The organism is Flavobacterium sp. ZT3R18, from assembly GCF_007097385.1.
Classification (GTDB): domain Bacteria; phylum Bacteroidota; class Bacteroidia; order Flavobacteriales; family Flavobacteriaceae; genus Flavobacterium.
In genome coordinates this window covers 1-25,924 of sequence record NZ_VJZS01000031.1, presented here as the reverse complement: position 1 = coordinate 25,924, position 25,924 = coordinate 1, and the positions used below count along the sequence as shown (strand labels likewise).

General features: G+C 34.4%; 22 protein-coding genes, 1 tRNA gene and 1 pseudogene. 11 read left to right on the top strand and 13 right to left on the bottom strand.

The genetic code is table 11. From position 1 onward, the window contains the following. Window positions 1-11 precede the first annotated feature (11 nt). The 5 genes from FNW52_RS19495 to FNW52_RS19475 form a co-directional block, all read right to left on the bottom strand. Window positions 12-512, bottom strand: a complete 501-nt coding sequence (locus FNW52_RS19495) for a DUF4280 domain-containing protein (RefSeq protein ID WP_143379144.1) — start codon at window positions 510-512, stop codon at window positions 12-14. Window positions 513-522: 10 nt separating this feature from the next. Continuing rightward, window positions 523-1,722 carry a hypothetical protein gene (locus tag FNW52_RS19490; protein WP_143379143.1) on the bottom strand — a complete coding sequence of 400 codons (1,200 nt, stop codon included), beginning with the start codon at window positions 1,720-1,722 and terminating at the stop codon, window positions 523-525. 444 nt (window positions 1,723-2,166) lie between these two features. Beyond that, window positions 2,167-2,973: a hypothetical protein gene (locus FNW52_RS19485; RefSeq protein ID WP_143379142.1), complete on the bottom strand. Its 807-nt coding sequence runs from the start codon at window positions 2,971-2,973 to the stop codon at window positions 2,167-2,169. A gap of 6 nt (window positions 2,974-2,979) precedes the next feature. Beyond that, window positions 2,980-3,243, bottom strand: a complete 264-nt coding sequence (locus FNW52_RS19480; protein WP_143379141.1) for a hypothetical protein — start codon at window positions 3,241-3,243, stop codon at window positions 2,980-2,982. 264 nt (window positions 3,244-3,507) lie between these two features. After that, on the bottom strand, window positions 3,508-3,903 hold the full coding sequence (locus FNW52_RS19475) for a helix-turn-helix domain-containing protein (RefSeq protein WP_143379140.1): 396 nt from the start codon (window positions 3,901-3,903) through the stop codon (window positions 3,508-3,510). A gap of 171 nt (window positions 3,904-4,074) precedes the next feature. Here FNW52_RS19475 and FNW52_RS19470 point away from each other — a divergent pair, with 171 nt between their 5' ends. From FNW52_RS19470 to FNW52_RS21215, 7 genes and pseudogenes are all read left to right on the top strand, one after another. Further along, entirely contained in the window at window positions 4,075-5,757 is a 1,683-nt protein-coding gene (locus FNW52_RS19470) for a hypothetical protein (RefSeq protein WP_143379139.1), read from the top strand. Between the two features lie 33 nt (window positions 5,758-5,790). Next, the gene (locus FNW52_RS19465) at window positions 5,791-7,521 is read left to right on the top strand and encodes a hypothetical protein (RefSeq protein WP_143379138.1); all 1,731 of its coding nucleotides are present in this window, start codon (window positions 5,791-5,793) and stop codon (window positions 7,519-7,521) included. Window positions 7,522-7,526: 5 nt separating this feature from the next. Beyond that, complete coding sequence (locus tag FNW52_RS19460) at window positions 7,527-7,886, top strand: hypothetical protein (protein WP_143379137.1); 360 nt, start codon at window positions 7,527-7,529, stop codon at window positions 7,884-7,886. 2 nt (window positions 7,887-7,888) lie between these two features. Then, window positions 7,889-8,023: a hypothetical protein gene (locus FNW52_RS21220; RefSeq protein ID WP_255515660.1), complete on the top strand. Its 135-nt coding sequence runs from the start codon at window positions 7,889-7,891 to the stop codon at window positions 8,021-8,023. Continuing rightward, on the top strand, window positions 8,023-8,208 hold the full coding sequence (locus tag FNW52_RS20920) for a hypothetical protein (protein ID WP_221933417.1): 186 nt from the start codon (window positions 8,023-8,025) through the stop codon (window positions 8,206-8,208). The genes FNW52_RS21220 and FNW52_RS20920 overlap by 1 nt, the downstream gene beginning before the upstream one ends. Before the next feature lie 264 nt (window positions 8,209-8,472). Further along, window positions 8,473-8,658, top strand: a complete 186-nt coding sequence (locus tag FNW52_RS19455; RefSeq protein ID WP_143379136.1) for a DUF2624 family protein — start codon at window positions 8,473-8,475, stop codon at window positions 8,656-8,658. Between the two features lie 32 nt (window positions 8,659-8,690). Beyond that, window positions 8,691-9,473, top strand: a pseudogene (locus FNW52_RS21215) (recombinase family protein); the annotation flags it as partial. 733 nt (window positions 9,474-10,206) lie between these two features. Here FNW52_RS21215 and FNW52_RS19445 read toward each other — a convergent pair. After that, window positions 10,207-10,281: transfer RNA gene (locus FNW52_RS19445), tRNA-Pro, on the bottom strand. 151 nt (window positions 10,282-10,432) lie between these two features. On the opposite strand from FNW52_RS19445, the gene trxB reads away from it, so the two are divergent. Then, a complete protein-coding gene (trxB, locus tag FNW52_RS19440) occupies window positions 10,433-11,407 on the top strand; it encodes a thioredoxin-disulfide reductase (RefSeq protein WP_143379135.1) in 975 nt (324 codons plus the stop codon). A gap of 166 nt (window positions 11,408-11,573) precedes the next feature. Here the strand turns inward: trxB and FNW52_RS19435 are convergent, their stop codons facing one another. Continuing rightward, window positions 11,574-12,407: a GIN domain-containing protein gene (locus tag FNW52_RS19435; RefSeq protein WP_143379134.1), complete on the bottom strand. Its 834-nt coding sequence runs from the start codon at window positions 12,405-12,407 to the stop codon at window positions 11,574-11,576. A gap of 575 nt (window positions 12,408-12,982) precedes the next feature. Between FNW52_RS19435 and FNW52_RS19430 the strand changes: the two genes are divergently transcribed. Together FNW52_RS19430 and FNW52_RS19425 are read left to right on the top strand one after the other, a co-directional pair. Then, window positions 12,983-15,757, top strand: coding sequence for a TonB-dependent receptor domain-containing protein (locus FNW52_RS19430; protein WP_143379133.1), 2,775 nt, complete (start codon window positions 12,983-12,985; stop codon window positions 15,755-15,757). Window positions 15,758-15,926: 169 nt separating this feature from the next. Next, window positions 15,927-16,355, top strand: a complete 429-nt coding sequence (locus FNW52_RS19425; RefSeq protein ID WP_143379132.1) for a hypothetical protein — start codon at window positions 15,927-15,929, stop codon at window positions 16,353-16,355. 105 nt (window positions 16,356-16,460) lie between these two features. Here the strand turns inward: FNW52_RS19425 and FNW52_RS19420 are convergent, their stop codons facing one another. The 6 genes from FNW52_RS19420 to FNW52_RS19395 form a co-directional block, all read right to left on the bottom strand. Beyond that, a complete protein-coding gene (locus FNW52_RS19420) occupies window positions 16,461-20,045 on the bottom strand; it encodes a M1 family aminopeptidase (RefSeq protein ID WP_143379131.1) in 3,585 nt (1,194 codons plus the stop codon). A gap of 16 nt (window positions 20,046-20,061) precedes the next feature. Then, window positions 20,062-20,934, bottom strand: coding sequence for an ABC transporter ATP-binding protein (locus tag FNW52_RS19415; RefSeq protein ID WP_143379130.1), 873 nt, complete (start codon window positions 20,932-20,934; stop codon window positions 20,062-20,064). A gap of 220 nt (window positions 20,935-21,154) precedes the next feature. Next, window positions 21,155-21,895, bottom strand: coding sequence for a head GIN domain-containing protein (locus FNW52_RS19410; protein WP_143379129.1), 741 nt, complete (start codon window positions 21,893-21,895; stop codon window positions 21,155-21,157). 2 nt (window positions 21,896-21,897) lie between these two features. Further along, window positions 21,898-23,628, bottom strand: coding sequence for a PspC domain-containing protein (locus FNW52_RS19405; RefSeq protein WP_143379128.1), 1,731 nt, complete (start codon window positions 23,626-23,628; stop codon window positions 21,898-21,900). A 2-nt stretch (window positions 23,629-23,630) separates the two neighbouring features. Next, a complete protein-coding gene (locus FNW52_RS19400) occupies window positions 23,631-23,963 on the bottom strand; it encodes a PadR family transcriptional regulator (RefSeq protein WP_091205948.1) in 333 nt (110 codons plus the stop codon). A gap of 116 nt (window positions 23,964-24,079) precedes the next feature. Beyond that, a complete protein-coding gene (locus tag FNW52_RS19395) occupies window positions 24,080-24,535 on the bottom strand; it encodes a DUF4870 domain-containing protein (RefSeq protein ID WP_143379127.1) in 456 nt (151 codons plus the stop codon). A 520-nt stretch (window positions 24,536-25,055) separates the two neighbouring features. Here FNW52_RS19395 and FNW52_RS19390 point away from each other — a divergent pair. After that, window positions 25,056-25,924: contractile injection system protein, VgrG/Pvc8 family (locus tag FNW52_RS19390; protein ID WP_185966043.1), on the top strand; the 869-nt coding region annotated here is incomplete at its 3' end.

Below are 25,924 nucleotides of genomic sequence, written 5' to 3'. Positions count from 1 at the left end.
TTTTATTCAAATTAATTATCATTAAAATCTATGCCTTTATGTTTAGCTTCTTTTTTATACATATCCCTAACATCCACCATTGGGTTGATTAGGTTGTGAACCATCGGATTAGCTTTTTTGAAATTTTGTTTGCTAGGCTCTGTCACTTGTCCGTGTTTTGTAATTTCAATACAATCAGGTGCACCCATCGGGCAAGTTCCTTTGCTGTCTTCTAGCAATGGTTTTCCTTTATTGGATAGAGTCATTTCTTCGAAAAATCCACCCCATTTGGTAATCACAGCTTGGCAGGGCAAATAATCATTACCGGCAGGTTGCATCTTGCATTTGCCAAAGGTGTTTTTCTCTAGCGTTTGCCCTATGTCTTTATCACTCGCAATTAGTTTTTTTGACCCATCTTTGTCATTGGCATAATGCTTTGTTTGCGATTTTACCTTTAATTTATCCACTTTTGGCTCTACGCTAAATTTGCATTTGCAGGTTGCGCCTTGTACTACAATGTGTTTTTCGCTCATAAATTTATTTTTATTTACCTCTTAAAATATCTCCAAACATCTTAAAAAAACTATCTTCTTTTTTTATTTCATCCACAAAAAGAGAGTTTGTTACTAGTGATTGATTCTCTTTTTCATTTAGATTAGACACCATAACAGTATATTTTTGTGGTATATCAAGTGCAATGGCACATTCTATAAATAAAGTTTGTATAGTGTAGTTATTGGGATTCAGGAAGTATTTTGCTCTATAACTGCCGACAACTTTTTGATCTGACAAAGAATGAATAGGCAAATCTAATTCGTATTCCAAATCTGTTTTCATCGGGGCATCGTCCAGTACTCCTTTTAGGTCGATATTCAGCAAATCGTTCTCATCAAGATATTCATCAATTTTTTGTTCAATATTAAATATTAAATCATCACTTTTCGCAATAAAAGGAAAATACGTATAACCTTCAAAAGTCAATTTTTTGGTATATTCTGTATGGATTCCATTAAAAAAAGACCTTATAAACCAATCGTTGGAAAGCACCGCAGCCAAAGTCTGATTACTTTTTAAATTTTTCGCATAATGGGCTAAATACTTCTCGGTCTCTTCTCCTGGGTAGGCTTCAAGAATTTCAGATTCTTTCGTTTCCCAGCGCTGCTTTATCGCTTCAAGATTATGAATGTCTATCCATTCCCCTTCTTGGTCGACCACCACCTCTAATGGATACAAAACACTGGATGTTTTTTCAGCCAACTCATCGGCTATTGTATCGGCTTCGACATCATTAATATATACTTTGGATAGCCTGTCAATTTCAAAAAAAGAATATCCATTTTTATCGGTTGCGACCCAGTTTACACTTACCTCATATTTTAGGGTATGGACTTGCTCGCCGTTCTCAACAGTATATATTACCCCATATTTGTTTTTCCCTCTTACGTGATGAAAAGGTACTCTAAAACCGCTGCCAAGTACTGCCTTTTTAAGAGGAACCTCTTCGGGTTCCCCATTTGCTTGTAGTTTGATCGGTTTTAAAAGTAAAAACTTCAAGTGACTAGGGAAATCAGCATTTATTACATCAGCATCTGCAATGCAATGATTGTTGTGATAGATTCGTAAAACCTGCCATTCCTTACCAAGTTCTTCGGCAACACTTTTGATTGTATCTCCTTTTTTTATAAAATATTTATCGTGATCTTCTTCGTCCCTATCGGGTATATAAAAACTAATTCCTGCCATAATTTACTCTTCTATTTTTTTAAATGGGATGTTGTTCAAAAGTACTCATGACTTATAAGTATGCTTAACTCCAAATTGCAAACGCATCGATTACCAGCATTAAACAAAAAAAGATGCCCTGTGTAATTTTCTAATTGATTAACTTAAGCAAGTTTTATTTTCTATAATTTAAGCTATAAATATAATCGTACGAATTTAAGAGACTTTTTACATCTGTGCAATACCCACTTCTAGTGATATTTAGTAAAATTTAATTAAAATCATAAGACCCTTGCGGAATAGTACTACGGACCAACTCCGTCTCTCACATCTTCGCAATTCTGATTGTGGTAATAACGGGGGTCTTCAAAATCGAGGATTCTGTGATCATTGGCGATACTCTGTAAGGTGTCGCCTTTTTCCTTGAGGTAGGTAGTAGGTTGTCCTGTATTCATAATTATTATATTAGAATTTATGATCTAGTGTTGCGTGTATTGCGATTGTTTCTTTAAAATGAATAAGATCATCAACTGCTATTTTTACACAGGTTTCTGATTCGATAAAATCTAACCCTTCTGTTTTATACTGCACATTATGCTCGAAGGTTGACGTTAGTTTTATTTTATCTTTCTCTAATAGGGCAGTAATAGGGAGTTGATTGTTTAAGATTTTTTCATTTACAGCTTCCATTAATTTATCTATATCAATAGTATCCGAAATCGATTTTAAACTATTATTGGTCTTATCATATCGTGTTTGCACATCATCCCAGTAGGTATGTGCAATTAGAGCCATACCCCAATCGGATTTATGGTTTTCGCAATCTTCTTGTTTTTGCAATGAAATACTTAACGCTTTTATGATGTTTAAATAAGCTGTATATTCTTCAATTTTTTCGACTGTATCTGTTTCACTCCAAAAACGTTGCTCTATATAATCGAAGTCAATACCATGACAATCTACAACATTCCGATTTTCATCCAGCGCTTTTAAACTCCGGTTTCGCCCATTTCTAATTTGTAACGATTCTTCTTCTATTAAAAGTGCTATTGGCAACAAAGTATTGGTCGTTTGTTCATACAATTGTTCAAATTTACAATCGGCAGGAGCTCCAAAGACTTCTCTGTTTAATTTATTTATAAGGATGTCATAGGTCTTATTCTCATATTTTTCTATAAAAACTTCAAATTCATCTTTATAGTTAAATTCAACCCCACCTATGCACATCGCGATCTCGTTTTCGATCAAATAATAATTGGACGTCATTCCCATATCAAGTTATTGTTTGGCTATTATTGATAATGTTCTCACATAGTCAAATAGGGAATCGACAGTCATCTTTACATGAGTTTGGGAGGATTTAAAACGGAGTCCTTTGGTAATGTATTTTATTTCATAGAGTCGTATATTGCAATTCTGACCTGTAAAATTTTCTATAAAAATCTTATAGGTACAAGATGTCTTGTATTCTAATTCTTTAATGCGAAAATGAGCTGTATTGGCAACCTCAAAATAGTTAGTTGTTAAAATCGATTCTGACATTCTTCTTTTTTAAGTAAAACTAATCTATTTTATTTTAACGCAAGCGTAATTTCTTACTTTATTTTCTTGGTAATATCTTAAAATAATTAATGGTGTTGTATTTTTGATTAAGACGTGTAAAGATATCTAACTACTACAGTCGTAATAGTGATAAAATACGCTTCTTCTGTAGCTGTCCCAAATATATTTAAGGACAAGGCACAGTAAATACAAAAAGCCTCGCATTTGCGAGGCTTTTTGTATTTAATCAATATGAATTAATGATTATTGATCCTTCAATAACTTCTCCAAATACTCAACTTTATCTTTTTCTGCTTGAACTAAACGCTCGTAAAGTTCTATCACTTTATCTAGCGGATTGAAAGTACAATTATGATTTACGGTTGGTCCACCATGAATTACGGAACCTTCATAATTATTTTGAATATTATTTAGTACAGTTTCATCACTATAGTTTTTAATTGCTTCTGCAGAAACGCCTAATATTTCGGCAATTGCTTGCAATTTTTCTTCGTCAACAGTTTCACTTGCTTCAATATTAGAAACAGACTGTTGGCTTACTCCAATAGCAATGGCAAGTGCTTCTTGTTTCATACCTCTAAGCTCTCTTATTCGGCTAATATTTCTGCCAATATGTTTTGGTTTTGTTACTGTGCTCATAGTTCAAAGATATTTAAAATTCTTTCAAAAAAAATGTTTTGGTAAAAAACAAGTATGTTTTGGTAAGATACAATTCCCAATAGTTCGGTACGGTGCTCTATCTCACTTACTTGCTGTGTATTAAACAAAAATACAAATTTTTCAGGGATGTTTCACTTAAAAAATAAAATTATGAATACAATTGATTTTCCACAGCAAAAAGAATTGGAGGCTGCAATCTCAGACCTTCGTGTTTTTATGGACATTACCGCAGTTTCCTTACATGAGGCAAATACAGCGGGTAGGTCAGGTTATATACTGACAATAATCTTGGAAGAAGATAGCGACCAGATAGCATGTGAAATGTGTGATTGGGCAGATAAAATTTTCGAAAGATATTTAGAAATCACTTACCGCATTATTAATATAAGAGATTTGATTGACTATATAAAACATGGTAATCTCTATTATATTAAATGGTATCTGGCAGGAGTGCGCTTATTTAAAAATGAGGAATTCGAGGTCAAGATAAAAGATGAAATACCAAAAGCAAAAGATCTTTTAGAAAAAGCAATAAAAAAAATTAATGGACATATCAGCAAGACTGAGGCATTGCAAAGAGGTGCACAACATTATATAGGAACAAACAACCATCAGCTAGCACTGTATACGATTCATCAAACAATTAGCCTTCTGTTTGGGATTTCAAGGGAATTGGTGATGGGAAAACTGCAATTAAATTCCAATATATTTAACCAACAGGAAGGCATAAAGGAATTTGCGCCATTATTTGCCAACCTTTTTGATCGTAATAACAATCAGGATATTCAGATTGCGGAATTGCTGCATAAAGCATACAGGGACTTTCCGTACTATGGTAAAATGAAAATCAAAAAAGAGTCGGTGACTATTGCACATAAAAAAATGCAACGAATGTATAAGGAAGTCAAAAAAGTATATAAAGAACAGTTATCTTATTGTGAGGAAAAACTAAGCACGTTTGAAGAGCCGTTAGTCAATGAAACAGCTACAGAAGTTGTTACTATTGATAACGAAAATAAAATCAGCGGTATAATTACTTCCTATATAAAAACAAGTGCAATCTACTGCTTCGGCAAGAGCGAAAGTATGCCGTCCCAAAACAGTGCCTTTTTCCACAAGGAAGAAAATAAAAATATGTCCACTCATTTTTATCTTCTTGTATTGGAAGAAGAACATAAGGAAAATGCAGTACATGACCTTGCTGATATCATCAAAAGCAAAACCAAAGGAAGATGTACTGCCACGCTACTTATTCATAATGTCACTGAATTAAAAACAAAACAGTCTGACCAGCAGTATTTTTTCTGGAAAGTGTTGCAAGATGGACAACTTCTGTATCAAAATAAAGAAGCATCACCCGCTTTAAATTTCGAAGAGCAACCAAAGCGAAACTTAAAATCTGCAAAGAATTATCTACGGAATAGAAATGTAATTGTCAATACGATATCCGAATGGCAGTCCGATTATGACTGGTCTCCCTATTCTCCACTAAAAGGTGTAATACTGCATCATGCTGTTGAGCAGACCTGCCTTGCACTGATTCGTTTGTTTTTAGGGTACACTCCTAATCATTTCTCGCTGTCATATCTTCTAGATATCTGCAAGCATTTTAGTCCTCAAACGGGCGAGTATTTTCCACGTCGTACAGAACAGGACATGCAACTGTTTAAGATTCTCAGTCAATCTACATGGACTTTACGCTATAGTGGAGATGACAATGTTGACTATCAAGACATGGATTTACTTCAAACAAGATGTAACGAGTTTATTGACCATGCTGATGTAATTGTCAGAAAAGAATTGGAGCGCATCCAAAGTCAGGATATAGTTTAAGTATTTAAGATTCACACATTAAAAATATAAGATATGTATCATAATATTTTAATTCAGAAAAACCACCCATTACAATTGCAGGTTGAAAAAGTAGTTGAAATCCTAATCGGGTTTATTGAGACAGACTCCATCTATTTCTCAGAGCACCTTGAAGAGAAAGTCAACTTAGGCATAATTACCATTATTATTAGTAAAAACAGTCCGCATTATTGGGATGATATTTACGAGTACTCGTGGAAAATTTTTGAAGCTTATCCTGAATTTTCATTTCGTGTTTATAATGCTGAATGGGTAAAGGAGGAACTCAGTGAAGGAAATACTTTTTTTGTTATGCACTGTAGTGAACATGAACTGGTTTATAGTTACGATGATAACAATAGTGTTGTACTTCTTAAAAAAATAAACGGCAAACGTCTTATAAAGAAAACGAAAGAAACATTTTATCTCCATTTTAAAGAGAGCGGGATTATTGGAAGAGATTTAAAATTTCATCTAAGATGTGAAAATTCAACAATGGCAGTTTACACAATGTATCAACAACTACGTTCACTTTTCATAAGTGTTTCTTGGTTTCTCACTGGAGAGTGGATAGTCGAGCATAGCCTTGAGATGCAGCTAAAACATCTGAGAATGTTTTCCAGCTCAGTAGGTAATGCATTTGACCCCGAAAAAGAAGAAGAATGGTTTATTTTGGAACAACTGGAAAACGCTCGTGGGGCAATCCAATGTAATGCGGAAATAGAACCAATCAGTGAGGAAACTTTAAAAGCTGTATCAGCAAAAGTGGATTATGTCGAAAAAGAAATTGCAAGATTGTTTCAACAGAGTATAGCTCGTTGCAAAGAAAAATTAGGCATACCTGATGACAATCAGGAGATTAGAATTCCTGTCGCGGAAATCAATTCGATACTTGACTTTCCAGATAACATTAATAAGACATTGGCAGAAATAAGTCTGATAATAAATGAAAATTGCAAAACAGATGCTATCTATTGTTTTGGGTATCGCAATTCGTCAAAGCCCAATAGTACAGGAGTTTTTATTAAAAACGAAAGCCAAAATGAATACAATCACTTCTATCTTATTGTTCTGACTGAAAAGCAAAAAAAGAAAGCTGTTAGAAAACTTAGTGAACTGATAAGAGATAAAACGAACAGTAATACAACAGTTACGCTGCTACTTCATAAAACGGCTTCCTTAAAAGAAATAGAAGCAAACCAGCATTATTTTTTTTATCAGACTTTGATACCCGAACGATTGGTTTATCAAAAGCAAGAGATTCTATCCTATGTAAACCTTGAAATTCGTCCACAACGTAATTTAGTCAATAGCCGTATCTACTTGGGATACCGTCAAAAGTCTGCATTCTTATTTTTGGAAGCCCATGCAGCCATAGGAAAGAAAGGCGAAACGATGGTGAGTATAGTCTTATTAAACCAAGCTGTCGAACATATCTGTCTTGGGCTTATAAATTCCATTTTGGGCTATTGCCCAAATCACTATTCTGTAGAATACCTGATTAATCTTTGCGATAATTTCACGACACTGACCTTAGAAATATTTCCACGCAATACCGAACATGAGAAAGAACTTTTTCAAATACTATGTTATCGCCCAAACTTGGTAAGATATAATGAGATTGATGCAGTATATTATCCAGATGTGCAAATATTATCAAAGCGTTGCAAGGAATTTCAAGTAAGAGCAAACGAACTTGGACGTCAGGAATTAGAGCGTATTGAAAAAATGAATATTAATAATTGAAGGCTATGGAAACAAATGAAATTAAAAACTTAGAGGATATTAGAGAATCAAGCGTTCGGTATTTCAAAACACTAAAGCCTGTTACAAATAAAACTGATATGTACACTGCTGAAATCAGAGTCTCAGATTATTGCGAACTTGCTTATGTCATTTCAAACATGCTGAAATTATGTATTCTGGCACTAGACCAAGAAGCGCCTGAAATTTCAAATACTGTCAAAAATACATCTATTAATGTTGGGGTCGTATTAGAAATCGTTGCTCAGTTGCTTCCTCTCGATGAAATTGAGTTCTTGGATGAAATGCATCAAATGCTTATTATAGATCCGCAGGACGTAAATAAACTAACTACTGAAAAAGAATAGCTATGGAAACGACTGAAATAAAAAACACACAGGAATTGCAGGAACTGGCAAGTACGCTTTTTAGAACATTAAACCTGCTAAACATGAAAAGGGCGCTTATACCGCCTCGTTCACTGTCTATGACTACAAACACTTAATGTTTATAATATCTGATCTGATGAAACTTTGCGTGAGTGCCATTGAAGATGGCTTTGATAGTGATGCCGTTGTATTTTCAAAAATCCATATTACACATATATTGGAAATTGCAATTGAGTTATTACCTATTGATGAAGCAGCGTTTTTGGACAGGTCAAGGGAACTGTTTCTTGAAGGAAGATAAAAATGATATTCCTGAAAACAAAAATTCTTAATACAGATCTTCATAAACTAGCGTCTCCTATGATGGACATATTATGTCCATGACTATAATTAAAATACATCTTACCTTTGTAAAAAGCAGGAAGTTATAGTATTTTGATAAGTAAATTTTACCTGTCATTTTAAAAAAATTGCTTCCTATCTTTGTGAAGAAGAGTGATTTAATGTAGAATTAGCAAAAGACCGTTAAAGCGGTCTTTTGCTATTTAAAAGAGGGAGGTGCAAGATGGGAAATGAAAAGATTGAAAAAATAACACCACAAAAGGCTATGGAATTATTAAAAAAGGATGGTATTGATGTAGATATTGAAGATGCAAAAAACATCTTGGATATTCTATATGAAATGGCTGAAATAGTGGTAGATACGTATTTAAATGAACATAAAAATGTAAATTTACCAACACAGAAGTGACAGGTAAATAGCTTTAACCAAAATTTAAAATCATGAAAGTAGCCGATTTATATATACGGGTAAGTACCGATGAACAGGCCGAAAAAGGATACTCGCAGCGCAGTCAGGAAGAACTCCTGCGCAAGTATTGCGATATCAATGCTATCTCAATTCGAAAAGTAATCTTTGAAGACCATTCCGCCAAGACTTTTATCAGACCTGAATGGAAAGCCTACTTAGCAGAACTTCGGGTAAAGAAAGGAAAAAGCGATTTAGTTTTGTTTCTAAAGTGGGACAGGTTCAGTCGAAATGCGGGGGATGCCTATCAGATGATAAACACTTTAAGAAAATTAGGTGTAGAACCGCAGGCAATAGAACAGCCTTTGGATTTATCCATACCTGAAAATAAAATGATGTTAGCTTTCTATTTGGCTGCTCCTGAGGTTGAGAATGACCGCAGGGCTTTAAATGTTATCCACGGTATGCGCAGAGCAAAAAAGGAAGGTCGCTATATGGGTTTAGCTCCAATTGGCTATGCAAATAAGATTGATGATCTCGGAAGGAAACACATAGCCATACAGGAACCACAGGCAGGTATATTACGTTGGTCGTTTGAAGAAATAGCAAAAGGGGTATATAATACGCAGCAAATCTATATAATGGCAAAAGCAAAAGGGTTTAAATCCACCCGAAGCCTTTTTTGGTTTGCAATCCGCAATCCTGTTTACTGCGGGAAGATATTTATTCCAAAATACAAAGATGATGAAAGTCGTTTTGTAAAGGGACAACATGAGCCATTAATACAAGAGGAACTTTATTATGAGGTGCAAGATGTATTGGACGGTAGAAAAAGAGGTCAATATGGGCTAAAGGTAGCTTCCAATGCTATGCTACCCTTAAGAGGGTTCCTTATATGTCCTAAATGTGCTAAAACATTAACAGGTAGTATATCAAAAGGGCATACAAAACATTATTCCTATTACCATTGCTTTTTAGGTTGTAATTTCAGACTTAGAGCCGATGCCATAAACGAACAGTTCGTTAACGAGCTTAAAAAATATATTCCACGTCCTGAAATGGTGGATATGTATAAAACCGCCATACAACAAGCTTGGAATAGTAAGACTGCTTATTTATACGATGACAGAAAGCAATTGGTAAAACAAATTAAGGAACTTGAAGAAAAATTGTCCTACATAAGAGAACTGTTGGCATCAAGAAAAATTGAGCCAGAGGATTTTAGGGATATGAAATCAGATTATAGCGAGAAGATGGAAAAAATGGAATCTAAATTAAGAGGGCTTAATCACGATGATTTAGACATTACGCAGATACTGAATGCAGGAATTGAAACACTTCTAGAACTGGATTTTATTTATGAGAACGCGGATATAGAGAGGAAACGGAGGATTATAAGTTCGATATTCCCCGAAAAATTTCATTTTGAAAATAGTTCACTTCGAACTGGTAGACTAAATGAAGCTGCCAGACACATCTACCTGATAGATAACGAGTTAATGGCAAATAAAAAAGGACAAAATAGAAATAAATCCATTTTGTCCTCTCAAGTCGGGGTGGCAGGATTCGAACCTGCGGCCTCCTGCTCCCAAAGCAGGCGCGATAACCGAGCTACGCTACACCCCGTAATTCGAGTGCAAAGATAAGGTTTAATTCTGTTTATCAAAATATTTTTCGAGAAATAAATAAAATTTATTTCGGCATCAGTTTTTTGGATTTATAAGGGTGTGAATTTTTTATAATAAAGGTTACATTTGCAATTCAAAAAACAAAAAATATGTCGAATACAATAGAAAAAATAAAATGCCTTATTATAGGTTCTGGTCCAGCGGGTTATACTGCGGCCATATATGCTGCTAGAGCGAATATGAATCCTGTTTTATACCAAGGAATGCAACCAGGAGGTCAATTGACTACCACCAATGAAGTAGAAAATTTTCCAGGGTATGTTGATGGAGTTACTGGTCCCGAAATGATGGAGCAATTACAAAATCAAGCGAAACGTTTTGGTGCAGACATCCGTGATGGTTGGGCTACAAAGGTTGATTTCTCTGGGGATGTTCATAAAGTTTGGATTAATGATACCATAGAATTGCATTGTGAAACCGTGATTATCTCTACAGGGGCTTCGGCTAAATATTTGAATATTCCATCAGAGCAACATTATCTAAAAATGGGAGGTGGAGTTTCCGCTTGTGCTGTTTGTGACGGATTCTTTTATAGAAATCAAGAAGTTGTTATTGTAGGAGCAGGGGATTCAGCTTGTGAAGAGGCTCATTATTTGTCTAAATTATGTGCCAAAGTAACGATGCTGGTGCGTAGCGAAAAATTTAGAGCTTCCAAAATCATGGAAGATCGTGTTCGCAAAACCGAAAACATTACCATCTTGATGAATCACGATACTGTTGATGTATTGGGAGATGAGCAAGTGGTAACTGGTGTAAAAGCAAAAAACAAAACTACTGGAGAAATTTTTGATATTCCAGCTACTGGTTTCTTTGTTGCGATTGGTCACCAACCCAACACTGAAATTTTTAAAGAGTATATAACACTTGATGAAACAGGTTATATCGTAAACACTCCAGGAACATCCAAAACGAATGTAAATGGAGTCTTTGTAGCAGGAGATGCTGCAGATCATGTGTACCGTCAGGCGATTACGGCTGCGGGAACTGGTTGTATGGCGGCATTGGACGCTGAAAGATATTTGGCTTCAATAGAGCACATTCAATTAGAAAAATGCGCCAATTAATCTTTTGAAAACAGATAAAGTCAAAAAAGTCCCAATTTTTTAAGTTGGGACTTTTTTTATGGAAAAGTAGAAACTATTTTAGTTTCTAGAGCCGTCGTAAACATTGCAATCTATTTTGTGCAGAAAACTGAAAACTGTGACTGAAAACTGAAAACTAACTTTGGGATTACTTCAATTTCTTAATGAATTGCGCTTCTCCTAAAAATTTACGGACCTCAATTTTTGGGATTCCAAGTAAGAAAATTTTAGAGGTGTCACTAGCATCTATTACGAGTTTTGTTTCGGCTAGTATAGTACAAACGGAATACCCTTCGGTAGTAACATCAGCATTTTTTAGATTGAATTTATTTCCTGTAAAAGTAGTGTTGTTGTCTAAGCGAATAATCGCATTAGTGGCATCTCCTTCTATAATCGCAGTCGATTTTTGATACAGGTCAAAAGCTAAATCAACTGTGGAGATTAACGCTTTAACTTGTGCATTTTTGCTCAATTCAATTTTTGCTTTTTCGGCTTTTAGATTGAGCTCAATTTTGGTTTTGTCATCCGATTTTAAAGTGAAATTTTTCGAATTCACATTCAGATATAGTTTAGCAAAATCAAATGTCGAAAACGTAATGTCATCCAGTTGTATGGCTTCTATTGCATTTACGGTACTGGTGTTTTTGGCGAGTACCAATTTTAAATCATCCGTATATTTAATCCATACCGTCAGTTTTTTGAAACCGCTTACTTCTTTTGAGGTGTAAATACGAAGTGTTTTTTCTTTTAGGTCAAATGAAATTATTTCATGTAGATTTTCATCGGCTTCAATTTTTATTTCGTTTTTCGGCCCTTTTTCCAAGAAAACAGTTAGGTTGTCTTCAATTTCTAAGGCGCTGAATTCACCAATTTCTTTTGGCTTTTCGGTAACGGTTTTAGAGCCTTTTATTTTTTCTTTATTTTGACCAATGGCAATGGTAGTTGCTAGTAGGAAAAGCAATGTTGCATAGTGTAATTTCATTTTTATTCAATTTGGGTTTTTACAAATATAAAAAAAACATTCGTTTTCTAAGAGGAAGAGGTTGGTGTTTTAAGGATTGTTGATGTAAGTATTGGCTTTATATTTAAAATTAAGACGCTATTGGTTTTAACTGTTTTTATAATTTAAATTACCTTTTTTTAATGTTAATAAATCATAAAGAGGAGTGTTTTTTATGTTTTTTCGTCAAAAATAAAATAATGTTTTTGTATTTATTAATGGCTATTTCTTACTTAAGTCTATTTGTTGATTGTTTGTTTTTTTGGCTTTGATAAACTTTTGTAGCTTTAGTGGTATGCTTTTATCTTTGTCAAATATGCTTTTTTTTAGTTTGTAACGGTTTTATTTTTATGAATAATTTAAAAAATTAGCTATTTTTTTATTAAATGTAAAATTTACTTTTTTCATTGTTGCCGAAAGTGCTTTTTTTGCCGTTTGTTATGTTTTTCTTTATAAATGACTGTTAATTGATACATATTGATAATTTCGTTACTATAAAAATTGTTTTCATTGAATAATTAACAAAACTTTGTGCCTTGTAAATTTAAAAGTGAAATATGAAAAAAATGATTTTTTGTTTTGCCTTATTGATGGTTTTGTTAAATAGTACAAAAGTATCATCTCAGGTAAAAATTACAGGTGTGGTAAAAGAGAATAAAGAAAAGTTGAATCTTCCAGGAGCGCTTGTAACTGTGGAAGGATCTTCTCGTGAAATTGTAAAAAAAGACTATACTGATTTTGATGGTAGTTTTGTTTTGAATGCAGATGTTAAATCGGGAACTATTGTCGTGAATTTTTTTGGTTATGTAATTAAAAGAATTCCGTTTACGGTTAAGGACGGTTCTGCGATCGATTTGGGTATGATCTATTTAATTGAAAGCGGATCAATTGTTAAGGATTTGAAAGCAAAATCATCTAGTATTGATATTGCAAAAGATAGAAAAACACCTATTGCTTCCTCTACAATTAGAGGGTTTGAATTGAAAGAACGTATTGGAAATAAGGATTTTGCTGAGGTTACAACAAATATTCCTGGAGTATATACTTCTAAGAGTAATGGTAGTTTTTCAGAATCGAATATGTTTATTCGTGGGTATAAGCAAGACAACATGGCTTTGATGGTTGATGGTATTCCGCTTTCGGATGTAGAAACAGGTAATGTTGACTGGTCAGGATTAATGTCAATCAATGATGCAGTAAGTTCAGTTCAGTTGCAACGCGGATTGGGAGCTTCTAAATTGGGTAACTCTTCTGTTGCGGGAACCATGAACTTAATTTTGAGAGATTCGGATGCTAAAAAAGGAGGTTATGTGTTTAATACTGTCGGAAATGATGGTTTCTCAAAATTAGCAGCATCTCTTTCTACAGGAAGATTAAAGAATGGATTTTCGGCTAACGTATTGTTGTCTAGTACAAAGGGAGATGGTTATATCAATTCTACAAATTTCGAAGCTTTCTCTTATTTCGTTGCTTTAGGTTTTGCCAAAGGAAAGCATGATTTTCAAGTAAAAGTATTTGGTGCTCCACAATGGCACAATCAGAGAAATTCTCGAATCGCTATTTCTAATTATCCAGGGTATAATACGAACGATATTGACCAAAAATACAATCCTAATTGGGGCTATTTGAATGAAAAAAAATCAAGTACGAGCACTAATTATGGTCACACTCCTCTAGGGATATTAGAGTGGAATTGGGATCTTACTAAGGATACTCAGTTGTCTACCAAGTTATACGGATCAACAGGTACTAAGGGACAAACTCTACTTGCTGGAGGAATAGAAGGAGGAAGTTTTTATTTGGATAATAATGGTCAAATGGATCTTGATTTTATCTCAAAATACAATAGTGGTACTCCTGCAAGTTACTATGGAGTACAATATACCAGAAATGCTCAGCCTAGTGGTGGGTTTATTAACTCACTTAATGAAGGGGTAGGTTCTAAGGGTATAGACAATACTACAGGTGTTACATTGGTATCAGAAATAAATAATAGTACTTTTTACGGAGGTATCATGAATTTAAAGTCGGATTTAACCAAGAACTTAACTATTAATGTAGGAGTCGATGGAAGAAGTTCTGTAATGAATAAAACAAAATACGTAAATAACCTTTACGGTGCTGACGGGTATGCTTTTAAAAGAAATAATATGGCTAATTATACCAGTCAAACTTTTGAAGCAAAACCATCTTACAATATTTTTGATTTAAAAAACGAAGGTGTTTCTGTAGATTACAACTATGATGCAATCGTTAAGTATTTAGATGCCTACGGTCAACTAGAATACAGCGTAGGGAAAATAAATGTTTTTGGTCAAGCTGGTTTCAATCGTGAGTTTATTGAGCGTATAGATTATAAACCTCTTGGAGCTCCTATAGCTGAATCTACTGGAGTTAAAGAAGTTGACGGGTACAGTGCTAAGGTGGGAGTTAATTATAATATTACCAATAAACAAAATATTTGGGCGAATATGGGAACTGTTTCTAGACCCCCTGTTTTTGTAACCGCTTATAGTGGATTGAATAATTTTATTAATCCAGAGATTGTAAACGAAAAATTTGAATCGTATGAGATAGGATATGGTTTTCGTTCAAGGTATTTTACTTTCAATACCAATGTATATTTGTCGAAACATAAAAATGCAGAGATTCCTTATTATACGCCAACTCTTGGAAATTTTGGAACCACTTCTGGGATAAACAGAGAACACAGGGGAGTTGAATTTGATTTTACAGCACCTTTGTTTTCAAAGTTTGTGCTAAAAGGATTCTTCTCTTACGGAGATTGTGTATATGATACTAATACAGAATACAAATCTTTTAATACTACAACTCAAACCTTTGATAGATCTGTATTGTTAACAGATGGTATTAAAGTTGGTGGTGCACCACAATTAATGACTGGTATTGGAGCTGCTTATGAATTGTTTGCCAATTTTACTTTTGGAGCAAACGTAAAATACTCTGATGATTTCTATTCTACTGCCGATCTAGAAAAATTTGATCCTGTTTTCTATGGTGTAGATGCTTATAAAGAAACTACTAAACTTCCTAGTTTTGCGGTTATGGATGCTTTTGCTTCGTATCGTTTATTTTTGAACAAAGGAAGACAAGCGTTAGATCTTCGTTTTAATATGGACAACATCTTGAATAGATTGTACATTGCAGAATCTAATTCTAGTATTAAAAAATCGGATTATGTTAATAGTTCTAATTTAAACGACGGTACTTACGAAAGTAATAACAAAATTTATAAAGGAATAGCTGATGGTAATAATGCCTATTTTGGGTTTGGAAGAACTTGGAATTTCACAGTTCGTTATGAATTCTAATCAATCTTAATTAAAAACTAAAAAGGTTGTCTCGGTTGAGACAGCCTTTTTTAGATACTGAATGGTTGCTAATCGAGCGCATACAAATCATAACTGATAAAAAGTGTTGTGTTACCAGTAGATTAGTAATGGTATAAAGTAAATATGTCTGTTTATTAAATTTTGAATAATGAATAAATCTAAAATTGTTTTTTTTGCAGTGTTTTTCCTTTCTTCGCTTTCCGTTGCTTTTGCGCAGAAGGTGGATTTTGGTTCTAATTATATTTCGATTAACCAAGTAGAATGGTTGAAATTTGAATCGGATAATTCTTATGATGATGCTTTGAGTTTGTTGAATGATGAGGGACAGCCTATCATTTTAATTCGTTTTATGACAAGTGTTAATGTTGATTTGCAATCTGAAACAAATCCAGACGGAATGATATACTATGCAAATGTTAAGTTTTTGTCTTTGAATAAAGAATTTGAAATCCAGGAGAGTAAAAATAATGTTGTAGCATTGTTGTTTAAGTCTAATGTTGTAACGGTTGATAAATCTCTGGACGCTAATAATGTAAATGCATTGAAGAGTAAGTACACTCAATTGTTTTCTAAGTAAATATTTTTTTGCTGTGGAAGGGCTGTATAATTCGATTAGAATTTTGGTTTTTAGGAGTAAAAAAAAATATCCGTTTCTAAAGTGTAGAAACGGATGTTTTAAAAATTAGTCTTCTGTTTTCTTCAAATTGTCGTCTGGAATTCGATCGATCAAATAATTGTAAGGATCGATACCGGCTTCAAAAGGTTTCTCTTTGGTTTTGAAAACATAAACATTGTCTTTTCTTGTTATTTTCAGTCTTTTGTAAACCAAAACTTTACCCAAGTCGGCATCTTTTTTTGGTTCTGCAAAAACGGCAATATCTATAAAATCTGCCACTGGTATTTGGGTTTCTTTTCCGAGTGCATCAGATCTGAATTTTTCCGAAGTTGTTTTTAAAGTGACTTCATATTCAGAACCCACTTTTTTGTATTTGGCTTCGAGCATTCGGTTCGAAAATAACGTAATGTTTTCGAACATATCAGGAATCAAATACTGTAAACTATCCGGAGTTACTTTTCGCAATTCATTCACTGCATCTATCGAAGTAGGGAAAGGCGGATTTTTATAACCATAAGTATCAACCAAGTTTTTCAAGGCTTGGTTTACTTTTTTCTCCCCAATCATTTCTTTTAAATAATACATGACCACACTTGCCTTTTGATAGTGGATGTATTGTTGGTGTTCGGTTTTCATCAAAGGCTGTTCTTTCTCAAGCTCAGAGCTTCGTCCTCTTAAATAACGATCCATTTCATATTTCAAGAACTTTTTCATTTTGTCTTTTCCATATTCTTTTTCCATTACCATCAAAGCAGAATATTGTGCAAAACCTTCGCTGAACATTTCGCTTCCCTGCATATTGGCACCCGTAACTTGATGTGCCCAATATTGATGTGCCATTTCGTGTGCTGTGACATAATAAACTTGGTCAATGTCCTCTTTTTTTACATCTCGTAAATCAATAATAAAACCCATGCCTTCGCTATAAGGCATAGTGCCTGGGAACGCTTGTGCAAAACTTTGGTATCTTGGAAACTCAATGATTCTGCATTGTTTATGGTAGTAAGGCCCGAAGTTTTTTGTATAATATTCTAATGATTTCTGCATGCTTTTTAGCATATTCGGAACATTATAGGCATGTTGTTTGTCATAATAAACTTCTAGATCGATGCCATTCCATTTTTTACGGGCCACTTCATATTTAGCAGAAATAAAGGAATAAAAGTTCAATGATTTTTGATCCAATTTGTAATTAAAATACTTTCTTCCATTGGCTTCCCAAGTTTTTAATAATGAACCTGGAGCAATAGCAGTTTGGTCTGGTGAGGTACTTATTGTAGTATTCACTTCAACCCAATCCGAATCATTTCCGAGGTACGTATTGGCCCTAGCCGAAAGATTGTTCTCGTCCAGTTTCGGCATTCTGTCTCTCTTGGGTAATTTCAGTTTGATCCGTTTGTTTTTATCTGAAATCTCCATATTATTATTGTATCCTAAAGTAGGTAATATGTCGGAATTGTTAAAGAAAGTCCCGTTTTGTGTCAGTTGTGTAAAGCTAACTTCGTTTTCAAATCCTTGGGTCAATTTCCATAAATCGATATTGATCTTGATGGAATCATTTGGCAATAAAGGGTTGTCTAACGTATAAATCTGATACTTTAAACGGGAATCTTTTAGTTTTAATTTTGCTCCAGCAATACTGATTTTTAAACTATCCGACAGTTGTGGCATCGTAAAATGGAGTTCTTGTATAGGCACATTCGATTTGTTTTTTGCCCAAGCTTCTATTTTTGCGGTCATGCTTCGTTCTTCGGGCATGAGGTCAATAGTGTAATTGAATTTATAAAAACGAGGTTGTGTTACATGTTCGAATTTCTTATATTTTTTCTCATAATCCACTTGCTTGTTCTCTTGCTCTTTTGAGGAATCGTAGGTGTTTAGCACTTTGGTATTATAATAAACAAAACTACTGCAAAGGGCAAATGCCAGTAAGCTGATGGCTAAAGCAATTTTGTTTTTTCCAAAATTCACTTTTGCATTTACCCATCGGTATTTGAATTGTTGTTCTTTGCCACGGATATAAAATGCGGTAATGACAAAACATAAGATTAAGCAAAACAATGCCCAGTAAATATTGAACCAAATGGGCGAGGCTATAAAAGGACCAAATCCATTCATGTCCGAGTAGGTGATACTTGGTGTGTTACCAAAATTCAACATATTGCTATTGATTTCGAGCAATCCCCAAACGAAACTATTGACGATAACAAAAGTGACGAAAGCAAAATAAGCGATATATCGGTTGTTGATTAGATAATGGAATAATAAGGAAATAACCGCCATAAAAGAATAGCTCAACAAAGACACTATCAGTATTGATTTTAGATAGACATCTAATTTGTAATTGTAATAGCCGTAAGCTGTTTGCGCCATAATTCCAACGATTATCGTCGAGGCCAAAACAATGGCTAAAGCAATAATTAGGGCAACCAATTTAGAGGAGAATAAAACCGCCGTTTTTATGGGTGTGGCATCTTGGATTTCATTGATCTTGGCATCACGTGCTGCCCAAACCAAAACGCCGGTGTAAAAAGTAATAAATCCGATCATAAAAATACCAAAAGCCCCTTTTATAGTATCGATTACATCGTAAGTAACAGGATATTGAGCGGTGCCGTAACTTCCGGTAAAACTCGTAAGGCTTGCAATTAAATTAATCATTCCGATGGCAACAATGATAATAAATGTTGGGTTTTTGATGATGGCTTTGGTTTCAAATTTAACCAAATTGCAAAACGTATTTATCGAAAAAACATTGACCTTTGTTGGTTCGAATACCTTATTTGAAACAACTATAGGAGTTTCAATTGCTTTTTCTTTTTTAGTATTTTTGGCTTTTTCTTTTTTAGTATTGAAAGAAAACTTGAAATACACAGCAACTAGAATGACCAAACTGATTGCTATCCATATCAGACGATTGGTCAATAAATCGCCGTGTAATGTAACCGCATTTAGATTTTTTTCGGCAACAGTGGCGTATTTGGTCATAATCTTAAAGGGACGAATCCCAAAAGGATCCAACAAATTAGCCAACCATTCTTTTTGGATGTCTTTGGTGAATCCCGCCGAAACTATATAGAATACCAAAATAAGCATAGCTCCAATAAAAGAGACAATGTTGCTTCTAAAAACAATGGCTAAGGCAAAAAGTAAAACGCCTGAGATAATCACATTTGGAATCCCAAAAACCAATAGGCCTTGTAAATGCCCTGACCAAATGATTTCGCCAAATCTTTCTGCTGGACACATATCAAACAGTGGTGCTAATACCGGAGCAATCAAGGCACCAAGAGAAATTCCCAACAACGGAATGACCGAAACGATGGACGCACCAATGAATTTCCCGAAGTAATAATCTCTTTTTTTGATAGGAGAGGAGAATATAAATTGATGCATCCCGCTTTGAAAATCGCGGTTGGCCGTGGCGTTCATAAAAGCGGTAGTCATCAACAAGCAAATCATCGAAAGTATGCCGTAGAATTGCTCAATAATAAAAGGTGCGTTTTTGTGTATGTTGCCAATGCTCCCGCCAATGGTAACATTTTCTGATCCAACCGCAAAAAAAACGATTAGGGTATTAATGAATAAAAAGATCCATATCATTGGTGTTCGCAACCAATATTTTAATTCGTATCGAATAAATTTCCACATAGTTTTAAAATAAAGGTTAGACTAATTCATTTAATTGAGCAAAAAACACATCTTCCAGATTTTCCTCTGCTGGACTGAATCCATCATTCAAATGGGTGTCCGAAAAAACGTGGATCAACGGCTGGCCTCCAACCAATTTATTCGAAATCACTTTGTAGCCTTTTTGGTATTCAGGTAATTCTAGTTTAGTTACTTTTTTCTCCCAAACTTTACCTTTTACTTCCAGTAGAGCATCATCAGTATTGCCGCTAAATAATACTTTTCCGTGGTTCATTACGGCCATTTGTGTACAAAGTTCACGAACGTCTTGCACGATATGAGTTGAAAGAATTACAATGGTGTTTTCGCCAATTTCACTCAAAATATTATAAAAACGATTTCTTTCGCCAGGATCCAATCCCGCAGTTGGTTCATCTACGATAACCAATTGAGGGTTCCCGATTAAGCATTGTGCAATTCCAAAACGCTGACGCATCCCGCCACTGTAACTGCTTACCGCATTTTTTCGGTGTTCCCAAAGATTGACTTTGGTCAGTAATTGCTCCACAATTTGTTTGCGGTCTGATTTTTTATCAAATCCTTTTAATAGCGCTAAATGATCCAAAAGTTCCACGGCTGAGGTTCTTGGATACACGCCAAATTCCTGAGGCAAATACCCCAAAACTTTGCGAACTGCTTCCTTGTTATTCAAAATATCAATGTCTCCAAGGGTTACCGAACCACTGTCAACATCTTGTAAAGTAGCCAGTGTTCTCATTAATGAAGATTTTCCGGCACCGTTTGGCCCCAGTAATCCAAACATTCCTTTTTTAATATGAAGCGAAACATCGTTCAAAGCATGCACGCCATTGCTGTATTTCTTGTCTAGGTTTTTAATGATTAATTCCATTTGTATCTTTTGGTTTTTGATTGATAGTGGATGGTAAGACGTTGGGTATGTCTGTTCGTTACAGTTTAAGTGTAAGATTTAGTGTTTATTTTTATTGATAATTTAAAATTAGTCGTTTAGAAGAATTTGGTTCTATGCTGAGGGATGCAGTAAATAGAGCGCAAAAAAAAACATCCGCCAATGACGAATGTTTCTTAAAATACTTTTTAATTTTTAACTCTTACTCTTTATCAACACTACCTCCAGAATTCTCTTCTTTTTGAATTGATTTTGGAGTACCGTTATAGACAATCTCTCCACTGCTGGAAGCTTCTGCTTTTAGACTTACAATAGGATGAACCTGTATAGATGCTGCACTAGTGGAATTGGCTACCACTTCATTGGCTAGTAAGTCAGTTGCGTTTATTACACTTGCGCTAGAAGCAGCTGTTTCCAGATGCAGTGCTTTTCCTTTGATGGTTTGATCGCTTGCACTACTGCTTGTCAATTGAATCGTTTCGTATTCTACTTCGGCATGAATAGTGGCTGCACTTGATGAAACTAAGCTTAAATTACTGCCTCTTAGTATTGATTTACTGTTAATAGTAGCGGTAGTGGTAGCTTCCAGTTCTTCGATAACAGGCATTTTCACCGTTACCTTTTTGGAGGCAACATTGACAAAGTTGCTATAGTTGCAAGTAATTACAAGTACTCCATTGGCTACAGTTGTCGTGATTTCTTTTTGTAGATTATCATCGGCTTCCACAATGATTTCCGTTTTGTCTGATTGTTCAATAACAAGGTCTATGGCATTGTTTACCGATACACTTTTAAAATCACCTTGTACGGTTCTGTTTTCGGTGGTAACATTTCTGCTTCCAACTATAGATTTCAAACCTACCATACGATTACAAGATCCTAAAAACAAAGCTATTAAAGTAACAACAATAAATTTCGTGATTAATGTGATGATTTTTAGCATGACTATTCAGTTTTAATAATGATACCGTCTTTGTTGATTTTCAATTCCTTGAAATTCTTTTTGGTTTTAATAACCGTGTCATTTTCTATAGAAACACCATCTTCGTTAATGGTAACGTTGGTTTCATTATCATCATCATCGTTGTCATCACTATCATCATTGTAATCTTTAGGACAATTTAAACATTTTATTTTGTCCTCCTCTACTCTAAAGACATCATTACTAGAGTCAGGATGCCATAAAAAGAAATCACTGTCAGTATAATCATAACGCTTCATAGAATCGTCTGGTTTTAATAATGTTCCTTTAGGTAAAAACAAAGTGATTTCTATTTCTTGATCACGAAATTTATTCTTTAAATCTGTAATCAAATAGTTATCAAAGATCAATTGGTTGCCTACAATTTTATAACTGTATTTTATGGCATCGGCTCTTTTTTTGGCGTCTGGTAATGATTTTCCTTTGGCTTCTTTTTCAATTTGAATGTAAGGCAACTTCTCGTCTGTTTTTTTTATTCTAATTCTTACTTGATTAGAGTAAATGATATCATTATTCAAGGAGTCTTGCGTAATCATAAAATCATTTCTGTCATTCACATCTTTTGCAAAATAATCATTGTGCTTGAATTTAATCAAAAGTGTATCCGTTGGTTTTATAGTGAAGGTCTCTTTTTGAACTATTCTTCCATCTATAGAAAATTCCGTTGCTTGTTTGATGCCAATAGAAATCAAAATGGCAACAACAATTATCCAAAGTGCCAATAAAGTATATTTTAGAACGTTACCGATAGAATTTAGGGTTGGAGATACCAATTTGAATCCTAAAAGAATAATAAAGAAGCTCGGAATTCCCACGCCCAAGAACACTAAAAGTCCAAAAAACCAAATAGGGTAATCTGTAAAATTCCCAGATTCAATGAATTGATGAAAGGGCATATCTGTAAAGGTAGTAGAGCCTAATGTTAAGGCAGCAATTGTAAAAACGGCTAGTGTACCTAATCCCGACATGATTAATAACACACCCAAAAACTTAGCGAAAACTTTAAAAACAGTCGATATAAAATCTCCAAAACTATTTCCTAATTTTTCAGCTCCTGTTTTTACTTGATTACCAAATTTGTCATAATCAGCATTTTTTATTTTTTCAGAAACATTTTCAAACTCCTCACGAACCTTTTTTTCAATGTTAGAAATTGTAACCGGTTCTCCAGTCATTTCTAGTTTTTCGGAGGTAGTTATCGCTTCGGGAGTTACAATCCAAAGAATAATGTAAGCTAGAATCCCAGTACCAAATCCAGCAAAAACAAATATCAAGAACATAATTTTTAACCAAACAGCATCAATTCCAAAATAATGTCCCAATCCGGTTGCTACTCCACCAATCAAACCATTTTCCTTGTCACGGTATAATTTTTTTGTGGTTCTAGGAGCGCTAAAGTCGTTGTTTGTGTTAAAATTATTACTGTCCTCCTCAATGATATAATCTTCGGGTTGTCCCATCACAGTAATAACTTCGTCTACTTCTCTAATGGTAACTATGTGTTTTTCAGTTTTTTGTTTTTCAGTCAATAATTCCGAAACACGCATCTCGATATCTTTGATGATTTCTTCTTGTCCTGATGATTTAGATAACGAGCGTTTTATAGCGTCAAAATAACGGATTAATTTTTGGTATGCATCTTCGTCAATATGGAAGAACATTCCGCCTAAGTTTATATTTACAGTTTTGTTCATGACTATTGTTTTTGGTTGGTTATTAAGTTTACAGCATCAGACAATTCCGTCCAAGTGCCATTAAGTTCGTTTAAAAAAGTTTGTCCTATTTCGGTCAGTCCGTAGTATTTTCTTGGCGGCCCCGATGTAGACTCTTCCCAACGGTAGTTGAGTAATCCGTCATTTTTCAATCGGGTCAATAGCGGATAAATAGTTCCCTCTACGACCAATAATTTAGCGTTTTTCAAAGTGTCTAGTATCTCTGAAGTGTAAGCATCTTTCTCTTTTAAGACAGATAAGATACAAAACTCAAGAACACCTTTACGCATCTGGGCTTTTGTGTTTTCAATGTTCATAATTCCTTGATTTGATTTGATTTGATTTGTTGATGAAACAGTTCATTTTTTGTCCCGATAATTATCGGGAGATGATTGATTTTTTGATGATTGAAACTACATATTGATTATATTATTTATTTCAGAAACGGTATTGTCAAAGGATAACTGTATTCTTCTCCGTTAGCGGCTTTGATAGAAGCATAAATGACCAAAAAGAATTCGGTTACTTTCATGCAAGCAAATCCGAAAAGTGCTATGGCACCTACTGTCAAAATTCCGATGCTGTTTCCGAAATCAAAATTTTCAAAAATCATGTCATTATTGTTTATAAGATCATTGATAGAGATGTTTCTCAAAACAGTAACTAAAAATGCTGGAATGGCAATCATGGCGAATACCAAAGAATACATTAAAATACTCAATTGAAAATTCAAAGCTTGTTTACCATTGCGATCTACAAATTCTGATTGGTCCTTTTTCGATGTCCAAATGATAATTGGAAAAATATAATTCCCAAACGGAATGATATATTGACTAAAAGTACTCAAATGAGTAAAAGCAGCTGTGTTTCTTTCGGTTGTAGTTTCCATTTTTTTTGATTTTTTTGATTTCGTTTGATTGATAGTAGTCCCGATCGCTATCGGGATTGATTAGATGACTTACCTAGTAATTTCTTATACAAATATATGTCTAAAGGAGAGTATCTTGTATCGCATAGTAGTGTATGTTAACAAAAAATTAACAATTAGCGGTGTGTATGTAAGAAAAAGAATGTTTTTTTACTAAAAAACACTTTTTCAGATTACTCTATTGCTTCTGTTGCTGTAGTGAGCATGGAGGGTTACTTCACTATATCTTTATTTCCAAGGGAGTTCCATGAATTTTATTTGAAAGAAGCAGCCAGAGTAGCGTATACTACAGAATTGCTATCCATATGAAAGTAAGGCGATAAAATTTTATTAAGATAATTAAGGTAAAATTTTTCTTTGTCAAAAAAAACTTTAAATATCACTAAAAGAGGGTATTGCAAATTTGAATTAAACAAGTTACGTTTGTAAAAAAATAATTACACTATTAATTATTTAAATCAATCCTTAATTTACAAACACTATGAGTAGCTTTGTAGAACAAGTCCATTTAGATATTAGCGGTTTCGCTCATAATGTCGTTTATTATGATTTGAAGTTAGAACAAAAGATGGCAGACCACCATCATTTTTCGTTTGTGTGGCAATATACCGCCTCACCTATTATAGAACCTAGCGCACAAGCCCAAGCGATACGGGATTATCTGGGGAGAGAAGTAATTTTTACCTTCAAAGGTCTTAATGGAGTCAAACTAATGGCCAAAGGCGTTATCAACTCATTAGAATCGATTGATTTACATGGTTGCCCCGCGGGATTGCACGTAACAGGAATAAGTCACACGATTTTTCTCGATGATATGAAAAGATCTCGAACTTTTATGGAACAAGATCTCGAAACCATTGTTAAGAAAGTACTTGCCGAAGGCCCAACAGATTTTTTCAACCGTGAAGCCATCATTCCTACCTACGACCCCAACCTGGACTATATGCCACAATACAATGAAACCAATTTTGATTTCTTGAAAAGGCTTGCCCAACGTTACGGACAATGGTTTTACTCGGATGGTATGCGCATGCAATTTGGACAGCTAAAAGCCAGTAAAACAAAACTAATAAATGGTGGATCATTGCATCATTTTAAGATACAAACCCTATTATTTTCACACAAAGAATCATTGGGTGGTTATGATTACAATAGCGCAGCCAACATCAAGAATTCATCAGGAAAAACCAGTACAGGCAGTGGCGATGGCTTTGCAACTGCTGTTGGATACAGACAAGGAGCCGTTAGACAACCCGATCTAGAAGTGGGTGCTTATACCGCACAAGCACCCGATTCTAGCACTCTTGCCGAAATGGTCAAACTGCAAACCAATGGTAAAGATGCCAACAG